Raw genomic sequence first — 18,351 nt, 5'->3', positions numbered from 1 at the left:
GTGATCGAGTCGAAACGAGGGCCCGCGTACGGCTCAGGACTTGTGGGAGCGGGCTTGCCCGCGAAGCGGTCCGGGAGCCGGGCGCTAGAGGCCCGGCGACACCTCTTCCGACTGGTGAAAGTGCGCCTGTCCCTTGCCCGCATGCTTGGCCCGGTACAGGGCCTGGTCGGCCAACCCGAGCACATCGCTCAGGTCCGGGTTGTCGAGGGGCCAGACCGCCCCGCCGATGCTGCAACCGATCCGCGCCGCAACCTTGTGCAGCATGATCGACTGACCGAGGCTGACGAGCACGCGGTTGGCAATGGCCCGGGCCTGGTTCAGCGCATCGTTGCGCGGCACTTGCAGCACCATCAGGAACTCGTCGCCGCCGAGGCGCGCGACCATGTCGCCCTCGCGCAGGCAGGCGCGCAGGCGGCCGGCGACCTCTCTCAACAACTCGTCGCCGCCGGCATGACCGAACTGGTCGTTGATCGGCTTGAACCCGTCCAGGTCCAGATACAGCAGTGCCAGGCAGTTGTTTTGTGACTGGCTGCGTTGCTGCGCCCGTGGCAGGTACTTCTCCAGGGCCGCGCGGTTGGGCAGCCCCGTCAGCGCATCGTGGTGCGCCAGGCTTTCCATCATCCCCAGGGCGGTCTGCTGGTTGCTCAGGCTGTCCACCAGATGCCGGATCGACTGGCTCAACTGGGCGATTTCCCGGGTGCCCCTGATCTCCGGGATCTCCATCGATTCGCCGACACTCAGGCGGTCCGCGGCCTTGGCGATGGCCTGCAGCGGCCGGGTGAACCAGGTCGCCAGCAGCCAGCCGACAAAGGCGATGATCACCGCCAGGGCAACGCCCCAGACCAGGATGTCACGCTGCAGCTCCTTGGCCGGGGCATAGGCTTCCTCGAGTGTCTGACGGGTGATCACGGTCCAGCCCAGGCCTTCGTAGTGGTCATGGCCGCGACTCAGGGCCACGCCGGTCAGGTAGTCGTTGCCATCCGGCCAGCGTTGCACGCCCCAACGCGGCTGCTGTCTGTCGAGGCCTTTCAGCAGCGGCAGTTCCAGTGGCTGGCCGATGCTGTCGCGCGGCCCGAGCAATACCCGGTGATCGGAAGCCACGAGAAAAAACTCGACATTGCGCCGCGCCTTGATGGGCGCCATCGCCGATTGGCGCATGCCTTCGGCCCAGGTCCAGGAAAGATGCGCGGCCAGCACGCCGATGTTCTGTCGGGCCTCGCCACTTTCGCCATTGAAGATCGGCAGGCTGATATCGACGAATTTCAGCGTTTCGCCGCTGGGATTGGGCAGCAGCCTGGAGAGCAGCACGGCGTCGTGGACGTCGCCGACGAACAGGTGGTCGCGGCCCTGGCTGAACACCGGGCGCTCGCTGATGTTGCTGTCCTGGAGAATGCCGCCGGTCGCGGCCCGTACCCGGCCCTGGGTATCGAGCATGCCCAGCCAGGCAATGTCCGGGAATTCCTGTTGCAGGTGTTCGAGTAACTGGCGGACTTGTGTCAGGTCGCGGGGCTGCTGCAGGACATTCAGGCGACTGATGACACTCAGCAGATGAATGCGGTTGGCCATGGCCCGGTCCAGCCGGTCGGACATCTGGTAGGAGACTTCAGCCAGGTCCTGGCCGATCTCGCCACGCATCCGCACGCTGGAGTCGTGACTGATGAAAGAACCCAGCAACCAGCTCAGCAGACCGACCAACAACGCGATGAGTAGCGCAAAACGGCTGCGCAGGCTGGACAGAACGGGCATGAACTAGGTTCCTGGGCCGTAAGGGTTATATGATGATTGCCATGACTAGTGGCAATTTGCTTCTAACTAAGACTGGCAGCTTCTGTATGTAGTATCGGCAAGTACCTTAGTCAGGGTAGACGTAGACTGTCGGCTATATTCCCTTTGTTTGTAATCCAAGCCGTAACCCGTGCATAAATGATGGCACACCCTCGGCTATACTGCCTTCCATTTGAATGGCTCTTGAGGACTGACTGTGAAGAACTGGACTTTGCGCCAACGAATACTGGCGAGTTTTGCGGTAATCATCGCGATCATGTTGTTGATGGTTGTCGCTTCTTATTCCCGGTTGTTGTCGATCGAGTCCAGTGAAGAGAGCGTGCGGACCGACGCGATTCCCGGCGTCTACTACAGCACCATGATTCGCAGTGCCTGGGTCGACAGCTATGTGCTGACCCAGCAGTTGCTGGGGTTCAGTGCCGACGGCGTGATCAGTCCGGCTGACCAGGAGCAGTACAAGAACTTCGCCAACCGTTTGCTGGCACAGATCGACGCCTATCAGAAGACCATCAATACCAGCGAAGACCAGGCGGCGTTCGATGTCTTCAAGCGTGAACACGAGGTCTACAACAAGACCCTGGCCACTGTGCTCGATCTCTACCAGCACAAGCAGAACGACGAGGCGATCCGCCAGTTCAACACGCAGATGAGTCCGGCCTGGATGGACGGGCGCAAACAGCTCAATGACATCATCACCCAGAACAAGGATGTGGCCGATCACGCCACCGATTCGATTACCGAGGCGGTCTCGGCGGCGAAGATCAGCATGGGCGTTTCCCTGCTGATCGCGGTGCTGGCCGCCGGGTTCTGTGGTTTGCTGCTGATGCGCGCGATCATGGCGCCGATGCAGCGCATCGTCGACATCCTCGAGATCATGCGCACCGGCGATCTCAGCAGCCGCTTGAACCTGGCGCGCAAGGATGAGTTCGGCGCGGTGGAAACCGGCTTCAACGACATGATGACCGAACTCACCGCCCTGGTGTCCCAGGCCCAGCGCTCGTCGGTCCAGGTCACCACGTCGGTCACCGAGATCGCCGCCACCTCCAAGCAGCAGCAGGCCACGGCGACCGAAACCGCGGCCACCACCACCGAGATCGGTGCGACGTCGCGGGAGATCGCCGCGACTTCCCGCGATCTGGTGCGCACCATGACCGAAGTGTCCTCCGCCGCCGACCAGGCGTCGGTGCTTGCCGGTTCCGGCCAGCAAGGCCTGGCGCGGATGGAAGAAACCATGCATTCGGTGATGGGCGCCGCCGACCTGGTGAACTCCAAGCTGGCGATCCTCAACGAGAAGGCGGGCAATATCAACCAGGTGGTGGTGACCATCGTCAAGGTCGCCGACCAGACCAACCTGTTGTCCCTCAATGCCGCGATCGAGGCCGAGAAGGCCGGGGAGTACGGGCGCGGTTTCGCCGTGGTCGCCACCGAAGTGCGGCGCCTGGCCGACCAGACCGCCGTGGCCACCTACGACATCGAGCAGATGGTCCGGGAAATCCAGTCGGCGGTGTCCGCCGGGGTCATGGGCATGGACAAGTTCTCCGAAGAAGTGCGGCGTGGCATGTTCGAGGTGCAACAGGTCGGCGAGCAGTTGTCGCAGATCATTCACCAGGTCCAGGCCCTGGCGCCGCGCGTGCTGATGGTCAACGAGGGCATGCAGGCCCAGGCCACCGGCGCCGAGCAGATCAACCACGCGCTGGTGCAACTGGGCGATGCCAGCAGCCAGACCGTCGAGTCCCTGCGTCAGGCCAGCTTCGCCATCGATGAATTGAGCCAGGTCGCGGTGGGTCTGCGCAGCGGCGTTTCGCGTTTCAAAGTCTGATGAGCGAGTTGGTGGCTAAGCGCGTCGCCAGCGCGCCGTCCAGGAACAGCCTGTTCCTGGTCTTTCGCATTGGCGGCGAGCGCTATGCGCTGGAGGCTGTCGAGGTGGCGGAGGTGTTGCCGCGCCTGCAACTCAAGGCGATCGCCCATGCGCCGGGCTGGGTCGCGGGGGTGTTTGCCCACCGCGGGCTGATGGTCCCGGTGATCGACGTCAGTGCCATGACCTTCGGCCAACCCGCCGCTGCCCGCACCAGCACGCGGCTGGTGCTGGTGCATTACCGGCCTTGGCCCGAGGGCGACGGACACCTGCTCGGCCTGGTGCTCGAACAGGCGACCGATACCCTGCGCTGCAATCCGGCGGACTTCCAGCCCTATGGCCTGGACAATCGCCAGGCTCCCTACCTGGGGCCGGTGCGCGAAGACGAACAGGGCCTGGTACAACGCATCTGCGTCAACGAGCTGCTCAGTGGCGAAGTTCGCCAACTGCTGTTTCCCGAAGCTGCCGAGGGTCTGCAATGAGCAGTGACCAGCGCTTCTTCGATTTTCTCAAGGAGCGCATCGGCCTGGATGTCGCCTCGGTCGGCCCGGCCATTATCGAACGGGCCTTACGCCAGCGTTGCAGCCAGTTGCAGGCGGCCACCGCCGATGAATACTGGAGCCGCCTGCAAGGCTCCGCCGATGAGCAGCAGGCGCTGATCGAGGCGGTGATCGTTCCGGAAACCTGGTTTTTCCGTTACCCGGAATCTTTCTCGACCCTGGCCCGCCTGGCCCATGAACTGCTGGCGCAACGTCGCGGCATGCGCGCGCTGAAGATCCTCAGCCTGCCGTGCTCCACCGGCGAAGAACCCTATTCGATTGCCATGGCCTTGCTCGATGCCGGCCTGGCGCCGCATCAGTTCAAGGTGGACGGCATGGATGTCAGCCCGTTGTCGGTGGAGCGCGCCCGGCGGGGGGTGTATGGCAAGAACTCGTTTCGTGGGCAGGACATCGGGTTTCGCGAGCAGCACTTCACCGCGCAGAACGACGGCTACCTGATCAGCGAGCGGGTGCGCGAACAGGTGCGCTTGCGCGCCGGCAACCTGCTGGATCCGGGCCTGTTGGTCGGCGAAGTGTATGACTTCGTGTTCTGCCGCAACCTGCTGATCTATTTCGACCTGGACACCCAGAAACAGGTGTTCGAGATCCTCAAGCGCCTGACCCATGCCGACGGCGTGCTGTTCATCGGTCCGGCCGAGGGCAATCTGCTGGGCCGCATGGGCATGCGCTCCATCGGTATCCCGCAGTCGTTTGCATTCCGGCGGCAGGAGGCGATCGAGCCCGCGCCAGCACCGTCTTTTGTGCCACCGCCGCCGCTGCCGGTCCGTGCGCCGCCAGGCATCGCCGCCGTGGCGAAGGTGCGTCCTCGACCCTTCATGGTCGCCGCGCCGGCCATGCCAGCCCCCGCGGCTGCACCCTCGAACGACGCCACGGCCCTGCTCGCGCGAATTGCCGACCTGGCCAATGAAGGCCGCAGCAACGAGGCTCGTGAGGCTTGCGAAAGCTATCTGAAGCAACATGAACCGGTGGCCCAGGTGTTCTACTGGCTCGGCCTGCTCAGCGATGTCGCCGGCAGCGCGCTGGAGGCACAGGGCTTCTACCGCAAGGCGTTGTACCTTGAACCGCAACATCCCGAGGCCCTGGCCCACCTGGCCGCCTTGCTGGCGTCCCGGGGCGATGTGGCCGGTGCCCGGCGATTGCAGGACCGCGCCGCCCGTAGTGGGCGTGCCCCTGACAGTGAGCGTGAACGATGAGCGGTCTGACAGCCCTGAACCTGACCCATGAAGACGCCGAAGTCATCGACGATTGCTGGAACCGCATCGGTATCCACGGCGACAAGTCCTGTCCGCTGCTGGCGGACCATATCCATTGCCGCAACTGCTCAGTGTATTCCGCCGCCGCCACGCGTCTGCTGGACCGTTATGCCCTGCAGCAGGAACATCACCAACAGGCGACGGTGGCCGCGGGCGAGGAGATCGCCACCCGTTCGCTGCTGATGTTCCGCCTCGGGGAGGAATGGCTGGGCCTGGCCACGCGCTGCCTGGTCGAGGTGGCACCGTTGCAGCCGATCCATTCCCTGCCGCACCAGCGTTCGCGGGCCCTGCTCGGCGTTGCCAATGTGCGTGGGGCGCTGGTGGCCTGCCTGTCGCTGGTGGAGCTGCTGGGGCTGGAAGCGAATGTCCCGGTCACTTCCAGCGGCCGGGTCATGCCGCGCATGTTGATCATCGGTGCCCAGGGTGGGCCGGTGGTGGTGCCGGTGGATGAAGTCGACGGGATTCATGCCATCGACCAGCGCCTGCTCGACAAGGCGTCCGCCGCCGGGCCCCAGGCCAGCGCCAGGTATACCCGGGGCGTCCTGCCGTTCAGGGGGCGCAGCCTGCGCTGGCTGGATGAAGAGCAATTGCTGTCGGCAGTGACCCGGAGCCTCACATGACCCCCGATCAAATGCGTGACTCCTCATTGATGGAGCTGTTCAGCCTGGAGGCCGAGGCCCAGACCCAGGTCCTCAGCGCCGGCCTGCTGGCGCTGGAGCGTAACCCGACCCAGGCCGACCAGCTTGAAGCCTGCATGCGCGCCGCCCACTCGCTCAAGGGCGCGGCGCGGATTGTCGGGGTCGACGCCGGGGTGAGCGTGTCCCATGTGATGGAGGATTGCCTGGTCAGCGCCCAGGAAGGGCGCTTGTACCTGCAGCCGGAACATATCGATGCCTTGCTGCAGGGCACCGACATGCTCATGCGCATCGCCACGCCGGGCAGCGCCAATGTCGGGCCGCTGGATGTCGAGGCCTATGTCCAGTTGATGAACGCCTTGCTCGACCCGGCGGCCCCGGGTGCCCGCGTCGCGCCGACCGTTGCGCCCGCCGCGGTTGAGCCGCCGCTTGCGCCGGTCGTGGTGCCGGAACCCGAACCGTTGCCGACCACGGTCGAGCCCGAAGCCATCGTGCCAGGCCGGCGCGTCACCACCGAGGGGGGCGAGCGGGTGTTGCGGGTCACCGCCGAACGCTTGAACAGCCTGCTCGACCTGTCGAGCAAATCCCTGGTGGAAACCCAGCGGCTCAAGCCGTACCTGGCCACCCTGCAACGCTTGCGGCGCATGCAGAGCAACGGCCTGCGGGCCCTGGACACGCTCAACGACCATCTGAAGAGCGTGGGCCTGAGCCTGGAAGCCGAGGAGGCCCTGGCCGATGCCCGGCGCCTGCTCGCCGAATCGCAACAGATGCTCACCGCCCAGACCGTCGAGCTCGACGAGTTCGGCTGGCAGGCCAGCCAGCGTGCCCAGGTGCTCTATGACACCGCCCTGGCCTGTCGCATGCGACCCTTCGCCGACGTGCTCAACGGACAGGTACGCATGGTCCGCGACCTCGGGCGCAGCCTGGGTAAACAGGTGCGGCTGGAGATCGAGGGCGAGAAGACCCAGGTCGACCGCGATGTCCTGGAAAAGCTCGAGGCGCCGCTGACCCACCTGCTGCGCAACGCGGTCGATCACGGTATCGAAAGTCCGGAGCAGCGGTTGCTGGCCGGCAAGCCCGCCGAAGGCCTGATCCGCTTGCGTGCCTCGCACCAGGCCGGTCTCCTGGTACTGCAACTGAGCGACGACGGCGGCGGAGTGGACCTGGAGCGCCTGCGCCGCAATATCGTCGAACGCCAGTTGTCGCCGGCCGAGACCGCCGCGCAACTCAGCGAGGAGGAATTGCTGACCTTCCTGTTCCTGCCGGGCTTCAGCCTGCGGGACAAGGTGACCGAAGTCTCCGGGCGCGGCGTCGGCCTGGATGCCGTGCAGCATATGGTCCGGCAACTGCACGGTGCGGTGGCGCTGGAGCAGACGACCGGGCAGGGCAGTCGTTTCCACCTGGAAGTGCCGTTGACCCTGTCGGTGGTGCGCAGCCTGGTGGTGGAGGTCGGCGGCGAAGCCTACGCCTTCCCGCTGGCGCATATCGAGCGGATGCGCGACCTCGAACCGGAGGAGATCGTGCAACTGGAAGGTCGCCAGCACTTCTGGCACGAAGGCCGGCATGTCGGCCTGGTGGCGGCCAGCCAGTTGTTGCAGCGCCCGGCCAGCGAACACGTGGGCGAGAGCCTCAAGGTGGTGGTGATCCGCGAGCGCGATGCGGTCTACGGGGTGGCGGTCGAGCGTTTTATCGGCGAACGTACCCTGGTGGTGCTGCCGCTCGACCCACGCCTGGGCAAGGTCCAGGACATCTCCGCCGGCGCCTTGCTCGACGACGGTTCGGCGGTGCTGATCGTCGATGTCGAGGACATGCTGCGCTCGGTGGAAAAACTGCTCAATACCGGGCGCCTGGAACGTATCGACCGGCGTAATCGCCAGGCCAACGAGGCCGCGCGCAAGCGCATCCTGGTGGTCGATGATTCCCTGACCGTACGCGAACTGCAACGCAAGCTGCTGCTCAACCGGGGTTACGAGGTGGCGGTCGCGGTGGATGGCATGGACGGCTGGAACGCCCTGCGTGCCGAAGACTTCGACCTGCTGATTACCGATATCGATATGCCGCGCATGGACGGGATTGAATTGGTCACACTGTTGCGTCGAGACAATCGCCTGCAATCGCTGCCGGTGATGGTGGTGTCCTACAAGGATCGTGAAGAAGACCGTCGGCGTGGACTGGACGCCGGGGCCGACTATTATCTTGCCAAGGCCAGCTTCCATGACGACGCGTTGCTCGACGCGGTGGTAGAGCTGATTGGAGGCGCCCAGGGATGAGGATCGCAATCGTCAATGACATGCCCATGGCGGTCGAGGCCCTGCGCCGCGCCCTGGCGTTCGAGCCGGCACACCAGTTGGTCTGGGTGGCGAGCAATGGCGCCGAGGCGGTGAAGCTCTGCGCCGAAGACACTCCGGACCTGATCCTGATGGACCTGATCATGCCGGTCATGGACGGTGTCGAGGCCACGCGCCGGATCATGGCCGAGTCGCCGTGCGCGATCGTCATCGTCACCGTCGACCGCCAGCAGAACGTCCACCGCGTCTTCGAGGCCATGGGCCATGGCGCGCTGGATGTGGTCGACACACCGGCCATCGGCGGGGCCAACCCCAAGGGGGCCGCCGCGCCGCTGTTGCGCAAGATCCTCAATATCGGCTGGCTGATCGGCCAGCGTGGCAGCCGGGTGCGCAGCGCTGCGACTCCCGGTCGGGACAATGGCTCGCGGCAGAAACTGGTGGCCATCGGTTCTTCGGCCGGTGGTCCGGCGGCCCTGGAAACCTTGCTCAAAGGGTTGCCGGTCAACTTTCCGGCGGCGATCGTGCTGGTCCAGCACGTGGACCAGGTATTCGCCGCCGGCATGGCCGAATGGCTCAGCACGGCCTGCGGACTGCCCGTCCGGCTGGCCCGAGAGGGCGAGGCGCCGCAAAGTGGTACTGTGCTGCTCGCCGGCACCAATCACCATATCCGGCTGTTGCAGGACGGCACCCTGGCCTATACCGCCGAGCCGGTGAATGAAATCTATCGTCCCTCCATCGATGTGTTTTTCGAAAGTGTCGCCAGCTACTGGAAGGGCGACGCGGTGGGCGTGCTGCTCACCGGCATGGGCCGCGATGGTGCCCAGGGACTGAAATTGATGCGTGAGCGAGGCTATCTGACGATTGCCCAGGACCAGGCGAGCAGTGCGGTGTATGGCATGCCCAAGGCAGCTGCCGCCATCGACGCCGCCGTGGAAATTCGCTCACTGAACAGGATCTCGCCACGTTTGCTGGAGATCTTCCCCACATGAACCTTGCAACCAGCCCGCCTGGCTTGAACGCAGTAATGCAGGTGACCGCGCATGAATGATTTACAACTGGATGGTTTCAAACCCACGGACGAGAACGCCGCGATGGTGCTGCTGGTCGACGACCAGGCCATGATCGGCGAAGCGGTACGGCGCGGCCTGGCCTCGGAAACCAATATCGATTTCCATTTCTGCGCCGATCCTCATCAAGCCATCGCCCAGGCGATCCGGATCAAGCCGACGGTGATTCTCCAGGACCTGGTGATGCCGGGTCTCGACGGCCTGACCCTGGTGCGCGAGTACCGCAATCACCCGGCGACCAAGGACATCCCGATCATCGTGCTGTCCACCAAGGAAGATCCGCTGATCAAGAGCGCGGCGTTTTCCGCCGGGGCCAACGACTACCTGGTCAAGCTGCCGGACAACATCGAACTGGTGGCGCGGATCCGCTACCACTCGCGCTCCTACATGATGCTGTTGCAGCGCGATGCGGCCTATCGTGCCCTGCGGGTCAGCCAGCAGCAGTTGCTCGACACCAACCTGGTCCTGCAGCGCCTGATGAACTCGGACGGCCTGACCGGGCTGTCCAACCGCCGGCACTTCGACGAGTACCTGGAGCTGGAGTGGAGAAGGGCGCAGCGCGAGCAGACGCAACTGTCGTTGCTGATGATCGACGTGGATTACTTCAAGTCCTATAACGACAGCTTTGGTCACCTGGAAGGCGATGAAGCCTTGCGCAAGGTGGCGGAAGCGATTCGCGAGGCCAGCAGCCGACCGTCGGACCTGCCGGCGCGTTACGGCGGCGAGGAGTTCTCGCTGGTGCTGCCCAATACGTCCCAGGGCGGGGCGCGGCTGGTGGCGGAAAAACTGCGCCAGAGCGTGGCGGGCCTGAAGATCCCGCACAATATGCCGGGCGAGGGCTCCGTGCTGACCATCAGCATCGGTCTGTCGACCATGACGCCGAAACAGGGCAGCAACTGCCGCGAACTGATCTCGACGGCGGACAAGGGGCTGTATTCGGCGAAGAACAACGGGCGCAATCAGGTGGGGATCGGCCAGGGGGAATGAGGGGCCGGAGAAAAAATTGATCCCGTGGCGGCCTCCACCCCGCCAAGCGGGCTGCCTGGATGGTTACAATTCGGTTATACTCGTCGGCTTTCAAAAGTTCACCGACGAGTGCTGCCCGCCATGGAAATCAACCCGATCCTTAACAGTATCAAGGACCTGTCCGAGCGCTCCGAAACTATTCGGGGGTATCTTTGACTACGATCAAAAGCATGAGCGCCTGACCGAAGTCAATCGCGAGCTTGAAGATCCGGCTGTCTGGAGCAACCCCGAATACGCACAGAACCTGGGGCGCGAGCGCTCTGCGCTGGCCCAGATCGTCGAGACCCTGGATGAAATGTCCAGCGGTCTGGCCGATGCCCGCGACCTGCTGGAAATGGCTGCCGCCGAGGAAGACCAGGGCGCCGTGGACGACGTCGCCGCCGAAGTGGAGCGCCTGCGCGAGGCTCTGGAAAAACTGGAGTTCCGTCGCATGTTCAGCGGCGAAATGGACCAGAACCACGCCTACCTGGATATCCAGGCCGGCTCCGGTGGCACCGAAGCCCAGGACTGGGCCAACATCCTGCTGCGCATGTACCTGCGCTGGGCCGACAAGCGCGGTTTCGACGCGACCATCATGGAACTGTCCGCCGGCGAAGTCGCCGGGATCAAGGGCGCGACCGTGCATATCAAGGGCGAATACGCCTTTGGCTGGTTGCGCACCGAGATCGGCGTGCACCGCCTGGTGCGCAAGAGCCCGTTCGACTCCGGCAACCGTCGCCACACGTCGTTCTCGGCGGTCTTCGTGTCGCCGGAAATCGATGACAACATCGAAATCGACATCAACCCGGCCGACCTGCGGATCGATACCTATCGTTCCTCCGGTGCCGGTGGCCAGCACGTCAACACCACCGACTCGGCGGTACGGATCACCCACGTCCCGACCAACACCGTGGTCAGCTGCCAGAACGAACGTTCCCAGCATGCGAACAAGGACACCGCGATGAAGATGTTGCGGGCACGCTTGTACGAACAGGAAGTACAGAAGCGCAACGCCGCTTCCCAGGCCCTGGAAGAGACCAAGTCGGATATCGGCTGGGGTCACCAGATCCGCTCCTACGTACTCGATGCCTCGCGGATCAAGGATCTGCGGACCAACATCGAGCGCAGCGATTGCGACAAGGTGCTGGACGGCGACATCGACGAATACCTGGTGGCCAGCCTCAAGCAAGGGCTGTAAGACACTACTGTGGTAGCCGGCTTGCTGGCGATCCCCGGCCGCAGGCCGGGGGCAACGAACCTGTGATGGAAAATCTGAAGACATGAGCGACCAACAACTCGACCCGCAAGCCCTGCAACAGGAAGAAAACGCCCTGATCGCCCTGCGCAAGGAAAAGCTTGCCGCCGAGCGTGCCAAGGGCAACGCCTTCCCGAACGACTTCCGCCGCGACGCCTACTGCGAAGACTTGCAGAAGCAGTACGCGGACAAGACCAAGGAAGAGCTGGCAGAGGCAGCGATCCCGGTCAAGGTTGCCGGTCGCATCATGCTCAACCGTGGCTCGTTCATGGTGATCCAGGACATGTCCGGGCGCATCCAGGTCTACGTCAACCGCAAGACCCTGTCGGAAGAAACCCTGGCCGCTGTGAAAACCTGGGACCTGGGCGACATCATTTCCGCCGAAGGCACCCTGGCCCGTTCCGGCAAGGGCGACCTGTACGTCGAAATGACCGATGTGCGCCTGCTGACCAAGTCGCTGCGCCCGCTGCCGGACAAGCACCATGGCCTGACCGATACCGAGACCCGTTATCGCCAGCGCTACGTCGACCTGATCGTCAACGAAGAAGTCCGCCAGACCTTCCGCGTGCGTTCGCAAGTCATCGCCCATATCCGTAACTTCATGATGAAGCGCGACTTCATGGAAGTGGAAACGCCGATGCTGCAGACCATCCCTGGTGGTGCCGCGGCCAAGCCGTTCGAAACCCACCACAACGCGCTGGACATGGGCATGTACCTGCGCATCGCGCCGGAGCTGTACCTCAAGCGCCTGGTGGTCGGTGGCTTCGAGCGCGTGTTCGAGATCAACCGCAACTTCCGTAACGAAGGGGTGTCGACCCGGCACAACCCTGAATTCACCATGCTGGAATTCTACCAGGCGTACGCCGACTACGAAGACAACATGGACCTGACCGAAGAGCTGTTCCGTGAGCTGGCCCAGGCCGTCCTCGGCAGCACCGACGTGCCGTACGGCGACAAGGTGTTCCACTTCGGCGAGCCTTTCGCCCGCCTGTCGGTGTTCGATTCGATCCTCAAGTACAACCCGGAACTGACCGCCGACGACCTGCTGGACATCGACAAGGCACGCGCCATCGCCAAGAAGGCCGGGGCCAAGGTGCTCGGCTTCGAAGGCCTGGGCAAGCTGCAGGTGATGATTTTCGAAGAACTGGTCGAGCACAAGCTGGAACAGCCGCACTTCATTACCCAATACCCGTTCGAAGTCTCGCCACTGGCGCGTCGCAACGACAAGAACCCGAACGTCACCGACCGTTTCGAGCTGTTTATCGGTGGTCGTGAGATCGCCAACGCCTATTCCGAGTTGAACGACGCGGAAGACCAGGCCGAGCGCTTCCAGGCCCAGGTGGCCGAGAAGGATGCGGGCGACGACGAAGCCATGCACTACGACGCCGACTTCGTCCGTGCGCTGGAATACGGCATGCCGCCAACGGCCGGTGAAGGCATCGGTATCGACCGCCTGGTGATGTTGCTCACCAACGCCCCGTCGATCCGTGACGTGATCCTGTTCCCGCATATGCGGCCCCAAGCCTGACTATGCTGAACAAGAAGCCGCCTTTACCAGGCGGCTTTTTATTGTCTGTGTGGCACTGGCGTACTGATTCTGATTTCACCTGTCTTTGATCTGTGAGGGATACCTGTCGTGAACCGTGCAATGGCTCAAAAGGGCGCAGCTGGCATCGCCACTGCGGTAGCTGAAAGCGTCCAGTACCAGGGACGCAAGGCCAGCCGACAGGGCAGTGAGCAACGGCGACAGGACATTCTCGACGCAGCGATGCGCATCGTCGTGCGTGATGGCGTACGGGGTGTGCGTCATCGCGCGGTGGCGGCCGAGGCCTGTGTGCCGTTGTCGGCCACCACCTACTATTTCAAGGACATCGATGACCTGCTGACCGACACCTTCGCCCAGTATGTCGAGCGCAGCGCGGCTTTCATGGCCAAGCTGTGGGAAAACAACGAAGGCCTGCTGCGCGAGATGGTTGCCTACGGTGACGGCAGTGCGGCGTCGCGGGCCCAGTTGGCCGACGATATCGCGCGGATGACCGCCGACTATATCCAGCGCCAGTTGCACAACCGTCGCGAGCACCTGATGGCCGAGCAGGCGTTTCGCCAGGAGGCCCTGCTCAATCCGCGCCTGGCGGTGCTGGTGCGTTCCCACCAGCAGATTCTGCTGCAGGGTACCTGCCAGTTTTTCCAGGTCCTGGGTTCCAGGGAGCCACAACAGGATGCCAAAGTGTTGACGGCGATTATCGGACGGATGGAATATCAGGGCCTTCTCGGCGAGGCAGGCCCCGAGGCGGAACAGGACATGCTCGGGATCCTCACCCGTTACATGCATCTGGTGCTGGCGTCCGTCTAGGCTGTAGCGAGTGCACAGGCAGTCACCGAAGCAATGATCAGGAGTTTTCCTTGGACGATTACCAGCAGACGATACGCAGCCTGTCCGACCGCATAGTGCTGGCACAGACACCGATTCGTGTGCTCGACGCGGTGAAGTGGGACGAGAACATCCGCAAGGGCTTTCTCAAGGCCAAGGGCAAGGAAATGCCGGCGGTGGATCGCGAGTACTACACCTCGCGGCCATTGTCTTTCGACTCCGGCGCGGTGAAGCTGGAGTTCCAGAACATCGAGCGCGACATCACCCGCCAGCTCGGCCAGTTCAACCCGGTCGGGCAGATCATGCGGCGCATGTGCAAGGAGTACCGCATGGTCGTGCGGATGCTCGAAGCGCGGGGCACCGCCGACTTCGGGCTGATCTCCCAGGAGCTCTACGGCGCCGCCTCCGATGCCTTCCATGCCGGCGATCCGACCCTGGCCGACCTGGGGCTGATGCTCTCCGACTACCTGAACAATATCGACGGCCGTGGCGACCTCAAGGACGAACCCAAGACCCTGACCGCCAAGGATGCCGTCGGCCTGCTGCAGAGCCGCCTGAACAAGGTGTTCGGCGAGGCCGAGGAAACCATCCGGGTGTTCGAGTCCGATGGGATCGTCGCCGACGCGGCGGCCGGTGCCGACTACATCAAGATCCGCGCCGATGCGCTGTTCAACTCGCGGGATGTCCGCGCGCTGGAGGTCCACGAAGGCCTGGTGCATGTCGGCACCACGCTCAACGGCCTGAACCAACCGATCTGCACCTTCTTGTCCAAGGGCCCGCCCTCGTCGACGGTGACCCAGGAAGGCCTGGCGATCCTGATGGAAATCATCACCTTCGCCTCCTATCCGAGCCGCCTGCGCAAGCTGACCAACCGTACCCGGGCCATCGACATGGTGGAGCAGGGCGCCGACTTCCTGCAGGTGTTCGAGTTCTTCCGCGAGCAGGGTTTCGAGATGGCCGAAAGCTACGGCAACGCCAGCCGGGTCTTCCGCGGATCGACGCCGACGGGGCTGCCCTTTACCAAGGACCTGTCCTACCTCAAGGGCTTTATCATGGTTTACAACTACATTCAGTTGGCCGTGCGCAAAGGCAAGCTGGAGCAGGTGCCGCTGTTGTTCTGTGGCAAGACCACCCTGGAAGACATGCGCACCCTGCGCCAGTTGGTCGACGAGGGCCTGGTGGTGCCGCCCAAGTACCTGCCGGAGCAGTTCCGGGACATGAACGCGTTGTCGGCCTGGATGTGCTTCAGCAACTTCCTGAATCACCTGAGCCTGGACCGGATCGAGGCAGATTACTCCAATATCCTGTGAGGTTTCATCGATCCAACGGCAACATCAATCCTTGTGGGAGCTGGCTTGCCGGCTCCTGCAGTTATTCGCGTTGACTAGCTCACGAGGTTTCAAACGGATGAGAATCCTCGGCATCCTTTGCCTGCTACTGACCCTCGGCGGTTGCAGTTCGCTGCTGTTCTATCCCGAGCCCGGCCTGCCGTTCACGCCGGACAAGGCCCATCTCGAATACCGCGATATCACCCTGACGACCGCCGATGGCACCCGCCTGCGCGGTTGGTGGCTGCCGGCCAAGGCCGGGGTGCCGGTCAAGGGCACGGTGCTGCACCTGCACGGCAATGGCGGCAATCTGTCCATGCACCTGGGCGGTAGCTGGTGGTTGCCGGAGCAGGGCTACCAGGTGCTGCTGATCGATTATCGCGGCTACGGCCTGTCCGCCGGCGAACCGAGCCTGCCGGCGGTCTACCAGGATATCGAGGCGGCGTTCCAGTGGCTGCAGACGGCTCCCGAGGTACAAGGCCGGCCGCTGGTGGTGCTGGGCCAGAGCCTGGGGGGCGCGATGGCGGTGCATTATCTGGTCGAACACCCGGCCTACCAGTCCCGCCTCAAGGCCCTGGTGCTCGATGGCGTGCCGGCCAGCTATCGCTCTGTCGGGCGCTTCGCCCTGGCGGGTTCCTGGCTGACCTGGCCCTTCCAGGTGCCGTTGTCCTGGCTGGTGCCGGACAGCGACAGCGCGATCAACGCCATGCCGCGCCTGGGCGGGGTGCCTAAGCTGATCTTCCAGAGTATCGACGATCCGCTGGTGCCATTGACTAACGGTATTGTCCTGTATCAGGCCGCGCCGCCGCCGCGGGTGTTACAACTGACCCGTGGCGGTCATGTGCAGACCTTCGCCGACCCGACCTGGCGCCAGGTGATGTTGCGCTACCTCGAGGATCCGCAGCATTTCAACGGCCTGCGCCGGTTGGGCGAGATCCCGAATTATCCCGCTGTCCCGAATTCGAATAGTGAACCCGAGAATCCGCAATGACTGAAGAACGCAACGCCATTCCCCTGATCATCACCGGTATCTGCAGCATCATCGGCACGGTGGCGTGCCTGTGGTACTACGGCTACCTGCATTTCGCCAAGCCGGAGGATGCGTTGCTGCTCAATCAGTTCACCATGCTCAAGACCGTGCCGGGCGAAGACTACAAAGTCTCCCTGACCCCGGCGAACGAAGTCGCGCAGTGCATCGATGGCGTGCTGGTCCTGTTCGACACCGAGCAGAAGGGCCTGACCGGTGTGCTGGTCAACGACCGGAAACAGGCGGTGCGCTGCATGGGCCAGGAGACGCCGAAGCTTGCGCAGTAACCGATCCTAACTGATCGTTCCCACGCTCTGCGTGGGAACGCCTCCCTGGACGCTCCGCGTCCGCTTTGTGACGCATAGCGTCACGGGCTGCATCCCCCCGCAGAGCCTCGGAGCGATCTCAATCGTCATCCGCCCATGAAAAAGCCCCGCCTGATCGCATCAGGCGGGGCTTTTTCATGGACGGTGCAACCGGTCAGTAGGCGCTGCTGACCGAAGAACGCGGTGCCACCGGCTGGTTGTCGTTGGAGATAGTCACCTCCACGCGACGGTTCATGGCCCGGCCCGAGACGCTGCCGTTATCCGCCACCGGATACTCCTTGCCATAACCCTGGGTGACGATGCGCGAAGGCTCCACGCCCATCTTGATCAGGGCCACCTGGACCGAAGTCGCACGACGCTCGGACAGGCTCTGGTTATAGGACGCCGCGCCGGTGCTGTCGGTGTAACCTTCAATGATCACCTTGCGGTCCGGGTTTTCCTGGAGGAACTGCGCCAGCTTGTTGATGTTGACCAGGCCGTTGGACTTCAGGTCGGCCTTGTTGGTGGCGAACAGCACGTCACCGAAGGTCACCAGCGTGCCGCGATCGGTCTGCCTGGCGTTGAGGCTGTCCTGCAACTGCTTGATCTGCGCGTCACGGGCATCCAGGCGGGCCTGGGCCCGTTGTGCCGCGGCATTTTTCAGGTTGGCCTCGGCGGTGCGCAGGGCGATGGTCTGCTTGGCCACTTCCACCCGCTGGTTGGTCAGGTAGGCCAACTGGTCGACGGTCTGTTCGTTTTCACGGTTCTGGTAGGCCTTGTCGGCCTTGTCCAGGTAGTCGCTGGCGTCCTTGGTTTCCAGGGCCGCGACCTTGCTTGCCTGTGGGTTGGCCTGGAGGCCGGAGAAGTTGGTGCGGGCCTGTTCCAGGTTGGCGTTCGGCTGCGATGAGCAGGCCGCAAGACCTACGCTCAGAGCCAGAAGGGCTGGGATCATCAATTGTTTACGCATAATGGCTGGTCCTTTTCTATCCGTTGAAACTTCAGGGTGCGCGAAGCGGTGCCGGGCTTATTGCGCCGGTTGCACGGGGCGTTGGCTTTCCTGACGCAGTTCCTGAACCCCTTTCTGGGAATCCTTCAGCGCAAGTTCGGCCTTGGCGGCCTGGGCCTTGCGTTCGGCGACACGGGCATCCCATTCGGCCTGTTCGGCCAGGCGTCGGGCGTCGTCGTATTTCTTGTCGTGCATGGCCAGTTCGGCTTGCTTGAGCTTGTCCTGGGCCGATTTCATTTCCACGGCGGCGTATTCGGTGCCTCCGGCGCTGACCGCGCTGTTGACGGCAGATTGCGTCACCGCGTACTGCTCGCTCGGCGGGTTCCCGGCGCAACCGGCCAGGATGAAGCTGGTGCCGAGGGCCAGCGCGGCCAGTTTCAGCCCGCGCAGGTGGTTAAACGTGGATGTGGCAGTACTGGTCTTCATGGTCTTCAACTCCATTGGATAACTCCTGAAAAACATCAATACCCATCACGGTCCCGAAGGCCTTCAGCATCGATCCCGCCGTCTCGGCCGGGGCGTTTTACAGCAGCTGTTCCGGTGATGGCTACTGGCTGTGACCCGAGGCTTTTTTGAATAGTTCAGCAGGGATGGCTAATCGCCCGAAAAAA

The 18,351-nt window shown here is 63.5% G+C and carries 16 protein-coding genes; 13 read left to right on the top strand and 3 right to left on the bottom strand.

Going from position 1 to position 18,351, the window contains the following annotated elements; all coding sequences use genetic code 11:
- Nucleotides 1-84 precede the first annotated feature (84 nt).
- Nucleotides 85-1,746 carry a diguanylate cyclase domain-containing protein gene (locus ACL9RJ_RS09110; protein ID WP_212810613.1) on the bottom strand — a complete coding sequence of 554 codons (1,662 nt, stop codon included), beginning with the start codon at nucleotides 1,744-1,746 and terminating at the stop codon, nucleotides 85-87.
- A gap of 235 nt (nucleotides 1,747-1,981) precedes the next feature.
- Between ACL9RJ_RS09110 and ACL9RJ_RS09105 the strand changes: the two genes are divergently transcribed.
- From ACL9RJ_RS09105 to ACL9RJ_RS09045, 13 genes are all read left to right on the top strand, one after another.
- On the top strand, nucleotides 1,982-3,604 hold the full coding sequence (locus ACL9RJ_RS09105) for a methyl-accepting chemotaxis protein (protein WP_177085684.1): 1,623 nt from the start codon (nucleotides 1,982-1,984) through the stop codon (nucleotides 3,602-3,604).
- Nucleotides 3,604-4,122, top strand: a complete 519-nt coding sequence (locus ACL9RJ_RS09100) for a chemotaxis protein CheW (RefSeq protein WP_422765153.1) — start codon at nucleotides 3,604-3,606, stop codon at nucleotides 4,120-4,122. The genes ACL9RJ_RS09105 and ACL9RJ_RS09100 overlap by 1 nt, the downstream gene beginning before the upstream one ends.
- Nucleotides 4,119-5,393 carry a CheR family methyltransferase gene (locus tag ACL9RJ_RS09095; RefSeq protein WP_212810614.1) on the top strand — a complete coding sequence of 425 codons (1,275 nt, stop codon included), beginning with the start codon at nucleotides 4,119-4,121 and terminating at the stop codon, nucleotides 5,391-5,393. The genes ACL9RJ_RS09100 and ACL9RJ_RS09095 overlap by 4 nt, the downstream gene beginning before the upstream one ends.
- Complete coding sequence (locus ACL9RJ_RS09090) at nucleotides 5,390-6,073, top strand: chemotaxis protein CheW (RefSeq protein WP_212810615.1); 684 nt, start codon at nucleotides 5,390-5,392, stop codon at nucleotides 6,071-6,073. Before ACL9RJ_RS09095 ends, ACL9RJ_RS09090 begins: the two co-directional genes overlap by 4 nt.
- Nucleotides 6,070-8,358 (top strand): hybrid sensor histidine kinase/response regulator, encoded by a 2,289-nt coding sequence (locus tag ACL9RJ_RS09085; protein ID WP_212810616.1) that lies wholly within the window; start codon nucleotides 6,070-6,072, stop codon nucleotides 8,356-8,358. Before ACL9RJ_RS09090 ends, ACL9RJ_RS09085 begins: the two co-directional genes overlap by 4 nt.
- Nucleotides 8,355-9,365 carry a chemotaxis response regulator protein-glutamate methylesterase gene (locus tag ACL9RJ_RS09080; RefSeq protein ID WP_177108772.1) on the top strand — a complete coding sequence of 337 codons (1,011 nt, stop codon included), beginning with the start codon at nucleotides 8,355-8,357 and terminating at the stop codon, nucleotides 9,363-9,365. Before ACL9RJ_RS09085 ends, ACL9RJ_RS09080 begins: the two co-directional genes overlap by 4 nt.
- Before the next feature lie 51 nt (nucleotides 9,366-9,416).
- Nucleotides 9,417-10,430: a response regulator gene (locus tag ACL9RJ_RS09075; RefSeq protein ID WP_177108773.1), complete on the top strand. Its 1,014-nt coding sequence runs from the start codon at nucleotides 9,417-9,419 to the stop codon at nucleotides 10,428-10,430.
- A gap of 120 nt (nucleotides 10,431-10,550) precedes the next feature.
- Nucleotides 10,551-11,646, top strand: a protein-coding gene (gene prfB / locus ACL9RJ_RS09070; protein WP_100221073.1) for a peptide chain release factor 2 whose coding sequence is annotated in 2 segments (ribosomal slippage) — nucleotides 10,551-10,622 and nucleotides 10,624-11,646 — 1,095 coding nt in all. Because the reading frame shifts where the segments join, the coding sequence is not laid out codon by codon here.
- An 82-nt stretch (nucleotides 11,647-11,728) separates the two neighbouring features.
- Nucleotides 11,729-13,231: a lysine--tRNA ligase gene (gene lysS, locus ACL9RJ_RS09065; protein ID WP_017127084.1), complete on the top strand. Its 1,503-nt coding sequence runs from the start codon at nucleotides 11,729-11,731 to the stop codon at nucleotides 13,229-13,231.
- A gap of 108 nt (nucleotides 13,232-13,339) precedes the next feature.
- Nucleotides 13,340-14,056, top strand: a complete 717-nt coding sequence (locus ACL9RJ_RS09060) for a TetR/AcrR family transcriptional regulator (protein ID WP_177085692.1) — start codon at nucleotides 13,340-13,342, stop codon at nucleotides 14,054-14,056.
- 50 nt (nucleotides 14,057-14,106) lie between these two features.
- Nucleotides 14,107-15,384 carry a flavohemoglobin expression-modulating QEGLA motif protein gene (locus ACL9RJ_RS09055; RefSeq protein ID WP_017127086.1) on the top strand — a complete coding sequence of 426 codons (1,278 nt, stop codon included), beginning with the start codon at nucleotides 14,107-14,109 and terminating at the stop codon, nucleotides 15,382-15,384.
- A gap of 97 nt (nucleotides 15,385-15,481) precedes the next feature.
- A complete protein-coding gene (locus ACL9RJ_RS09050) occupies nucleotides 15,482-16,393 on the top strand; it encodes an alpha/beta hydrolase (protein ID WP_177108774.1) in 912 nt (303 codons plus the stop codon).
- Nucleotides 16,390-16,716: a hypothetical protein gene (locus ACL9RJ_RS09045; RefSeq protein WP_017127088.1), complete on the top strand. Its 327-nt coding sequence runs from the start codon at nucleotides 16,390-16,392 to the stop codon at nucleotides 16,714-16,716. Before ACL9RJ_RS09050 ends, ACL9RJ_RS09045 begins: the two co-directional genes overlap by 4 nt.
- A gap of 193 nt (nucleotides 16,717-16,909) precedes the next feature.
- Here the strand turns inward: ACL9RJ_RS09045 and ACL9RJ_RS09040 are convergent, their stop codons facing one another.
- Together ACL9RJ_RS09040 and ACL9RJ_RS09035 are read right to left on the bottom strand one after the other, a co-directional pair.
- A complete protein-coding gene (locus ACL9RJ_RS09040; protein WP_017127089.1) occupies nucleotides 16,910-17,701 on the bottom strand; it encodes an OmpA family protein in 792 nt (263 codons plus the stop codon).
- Between the two features lie 57 nt (nucleotides 17,702-17,758).
- On the bottom strand, nucleotides 17,759-18,181 hold the full coding sequence (locus ACL9RJ_RS09035) for a DUF4398 domain-containing protein (protein ID WP_017127090.1): 423 nt from the start codon (nucleotides 18,179-18,181) through the stop codon (nucleotides 17,759-17,761).
- Nucleotides 18,182-18,351 lie beyond the last annotated feature (170 nt).

Origin of the sequence: Pseudomonas sp. Mn2068, assembly GCF_049319725.1 — a bacterium.
In the GTDB taxonomy this organism is placed as follows: domain Bacteria; phylum Pseudomonadota; class Gammaproteobacteria; order Pseudomonadales; family Pseudomonadaceae; genus Aquipseudomonas; species Aquipseudomonas gingeri.
The sequence above is the reverse complement of the archived record's forward strand: the minus strand, read 5'-3'. Positions and strand labels throughout refer to the sequence as shown.

What these genes read in the sequence shown, in the direction of transcription:
- ACL9RJ_RS09110 (WP_212810613.1), bottom strand. Translation starts at nt 1,746, where the DNA reads ATGCCCGTTCTGTCCAGCCTGCGCAGCCGTTTTGCGCTACTCATCGCG.
- ACL9RJ_RS09100 (WP_422765153.1), top strand. Translation starts at nt 3,604, where the DNA reads ATGAGCGAGTTGGTGGCTAAGCGCGTCGCCAGCGCGCCGTCCAGGAAC.
- ACL9RJ_RS09095 (WP_212810614.1), top strand. Translation starts at nt 4,119, where the DNA reads ATGAGCAGTGACCAGCGCTTCTTCGATTTTCTCAAGGAGCGCATCGGC.
- ACL9RJ_RS09090 (WP_212810615.1), top strand. Translation starts at nt 5,390, where the DNA reads ATGAGCGGTCTGACAGCCCTGAACCTGACCCATGAAGACGCCGAAGTC.
- ACL9RJ_RS09085 (WP_212810616.1), top strand. Translation starts at nt 6,070, where the DNA reads ATGACCCCCGATCAAATGCGTGACTCCTCATTGATGGAGCTGTTCAGC.
- ACL9RJ_RS09080 (WP_177108772.1), top strand. Translation starts at nt 8,355, where the DNA reads ATGAGGATCGCAATCGTCAATGACATGCCCATGGCGGTCGAGGCCCTG.
- ACL9RJ_RS09075 (WP_177108773.1), top strand. Translation starts at nt 9,417, where the DNA reads ATGAATGATTTACAACTGGATGGTTTCAAACCCACGGACGAGAACGCC.
- lysS (WP_017127084.1), top strand. Translation starts at nt 11,729, where the DNA reads ATGAGCGACCAACAACTCGACCCGCAAGCCCTGCAACAGGAAGAAAAC.
- ACL9RJ_RS09050 (WP_177108774.1), top strand. Translation starts at nt 15,482, where the DNA reads ATGAGAATCCTCGGCATCCTTTGCCTGCTACTGACCCTCGGCGGTTGC.
- ACL9RJ_RS09045 (WP_017127088.1), top strand. Translation starts at nt 16,390, where the DNA reads ATGACTGAAGAACGCAACGCCATTCCCCTGATCATCACCGGTATCTGC.
- ACL9RJ_RS09040 (WP_017127089.1), bottom strand. Translation starts at nt 17,701, where the DNA reads ATGCGTAAACAATTGATGATCCCAGCCCTTCTGGCTCTGAGCGTAGGT.
- ACL9RJ_RS09035 (WP_017127090.1), bottom strand. Translation starts at nt 18,181, where the DNA reads ATGGAGTTGAAGACCATGAAGACCAGTACTGCCACATCCACGTTTAAC.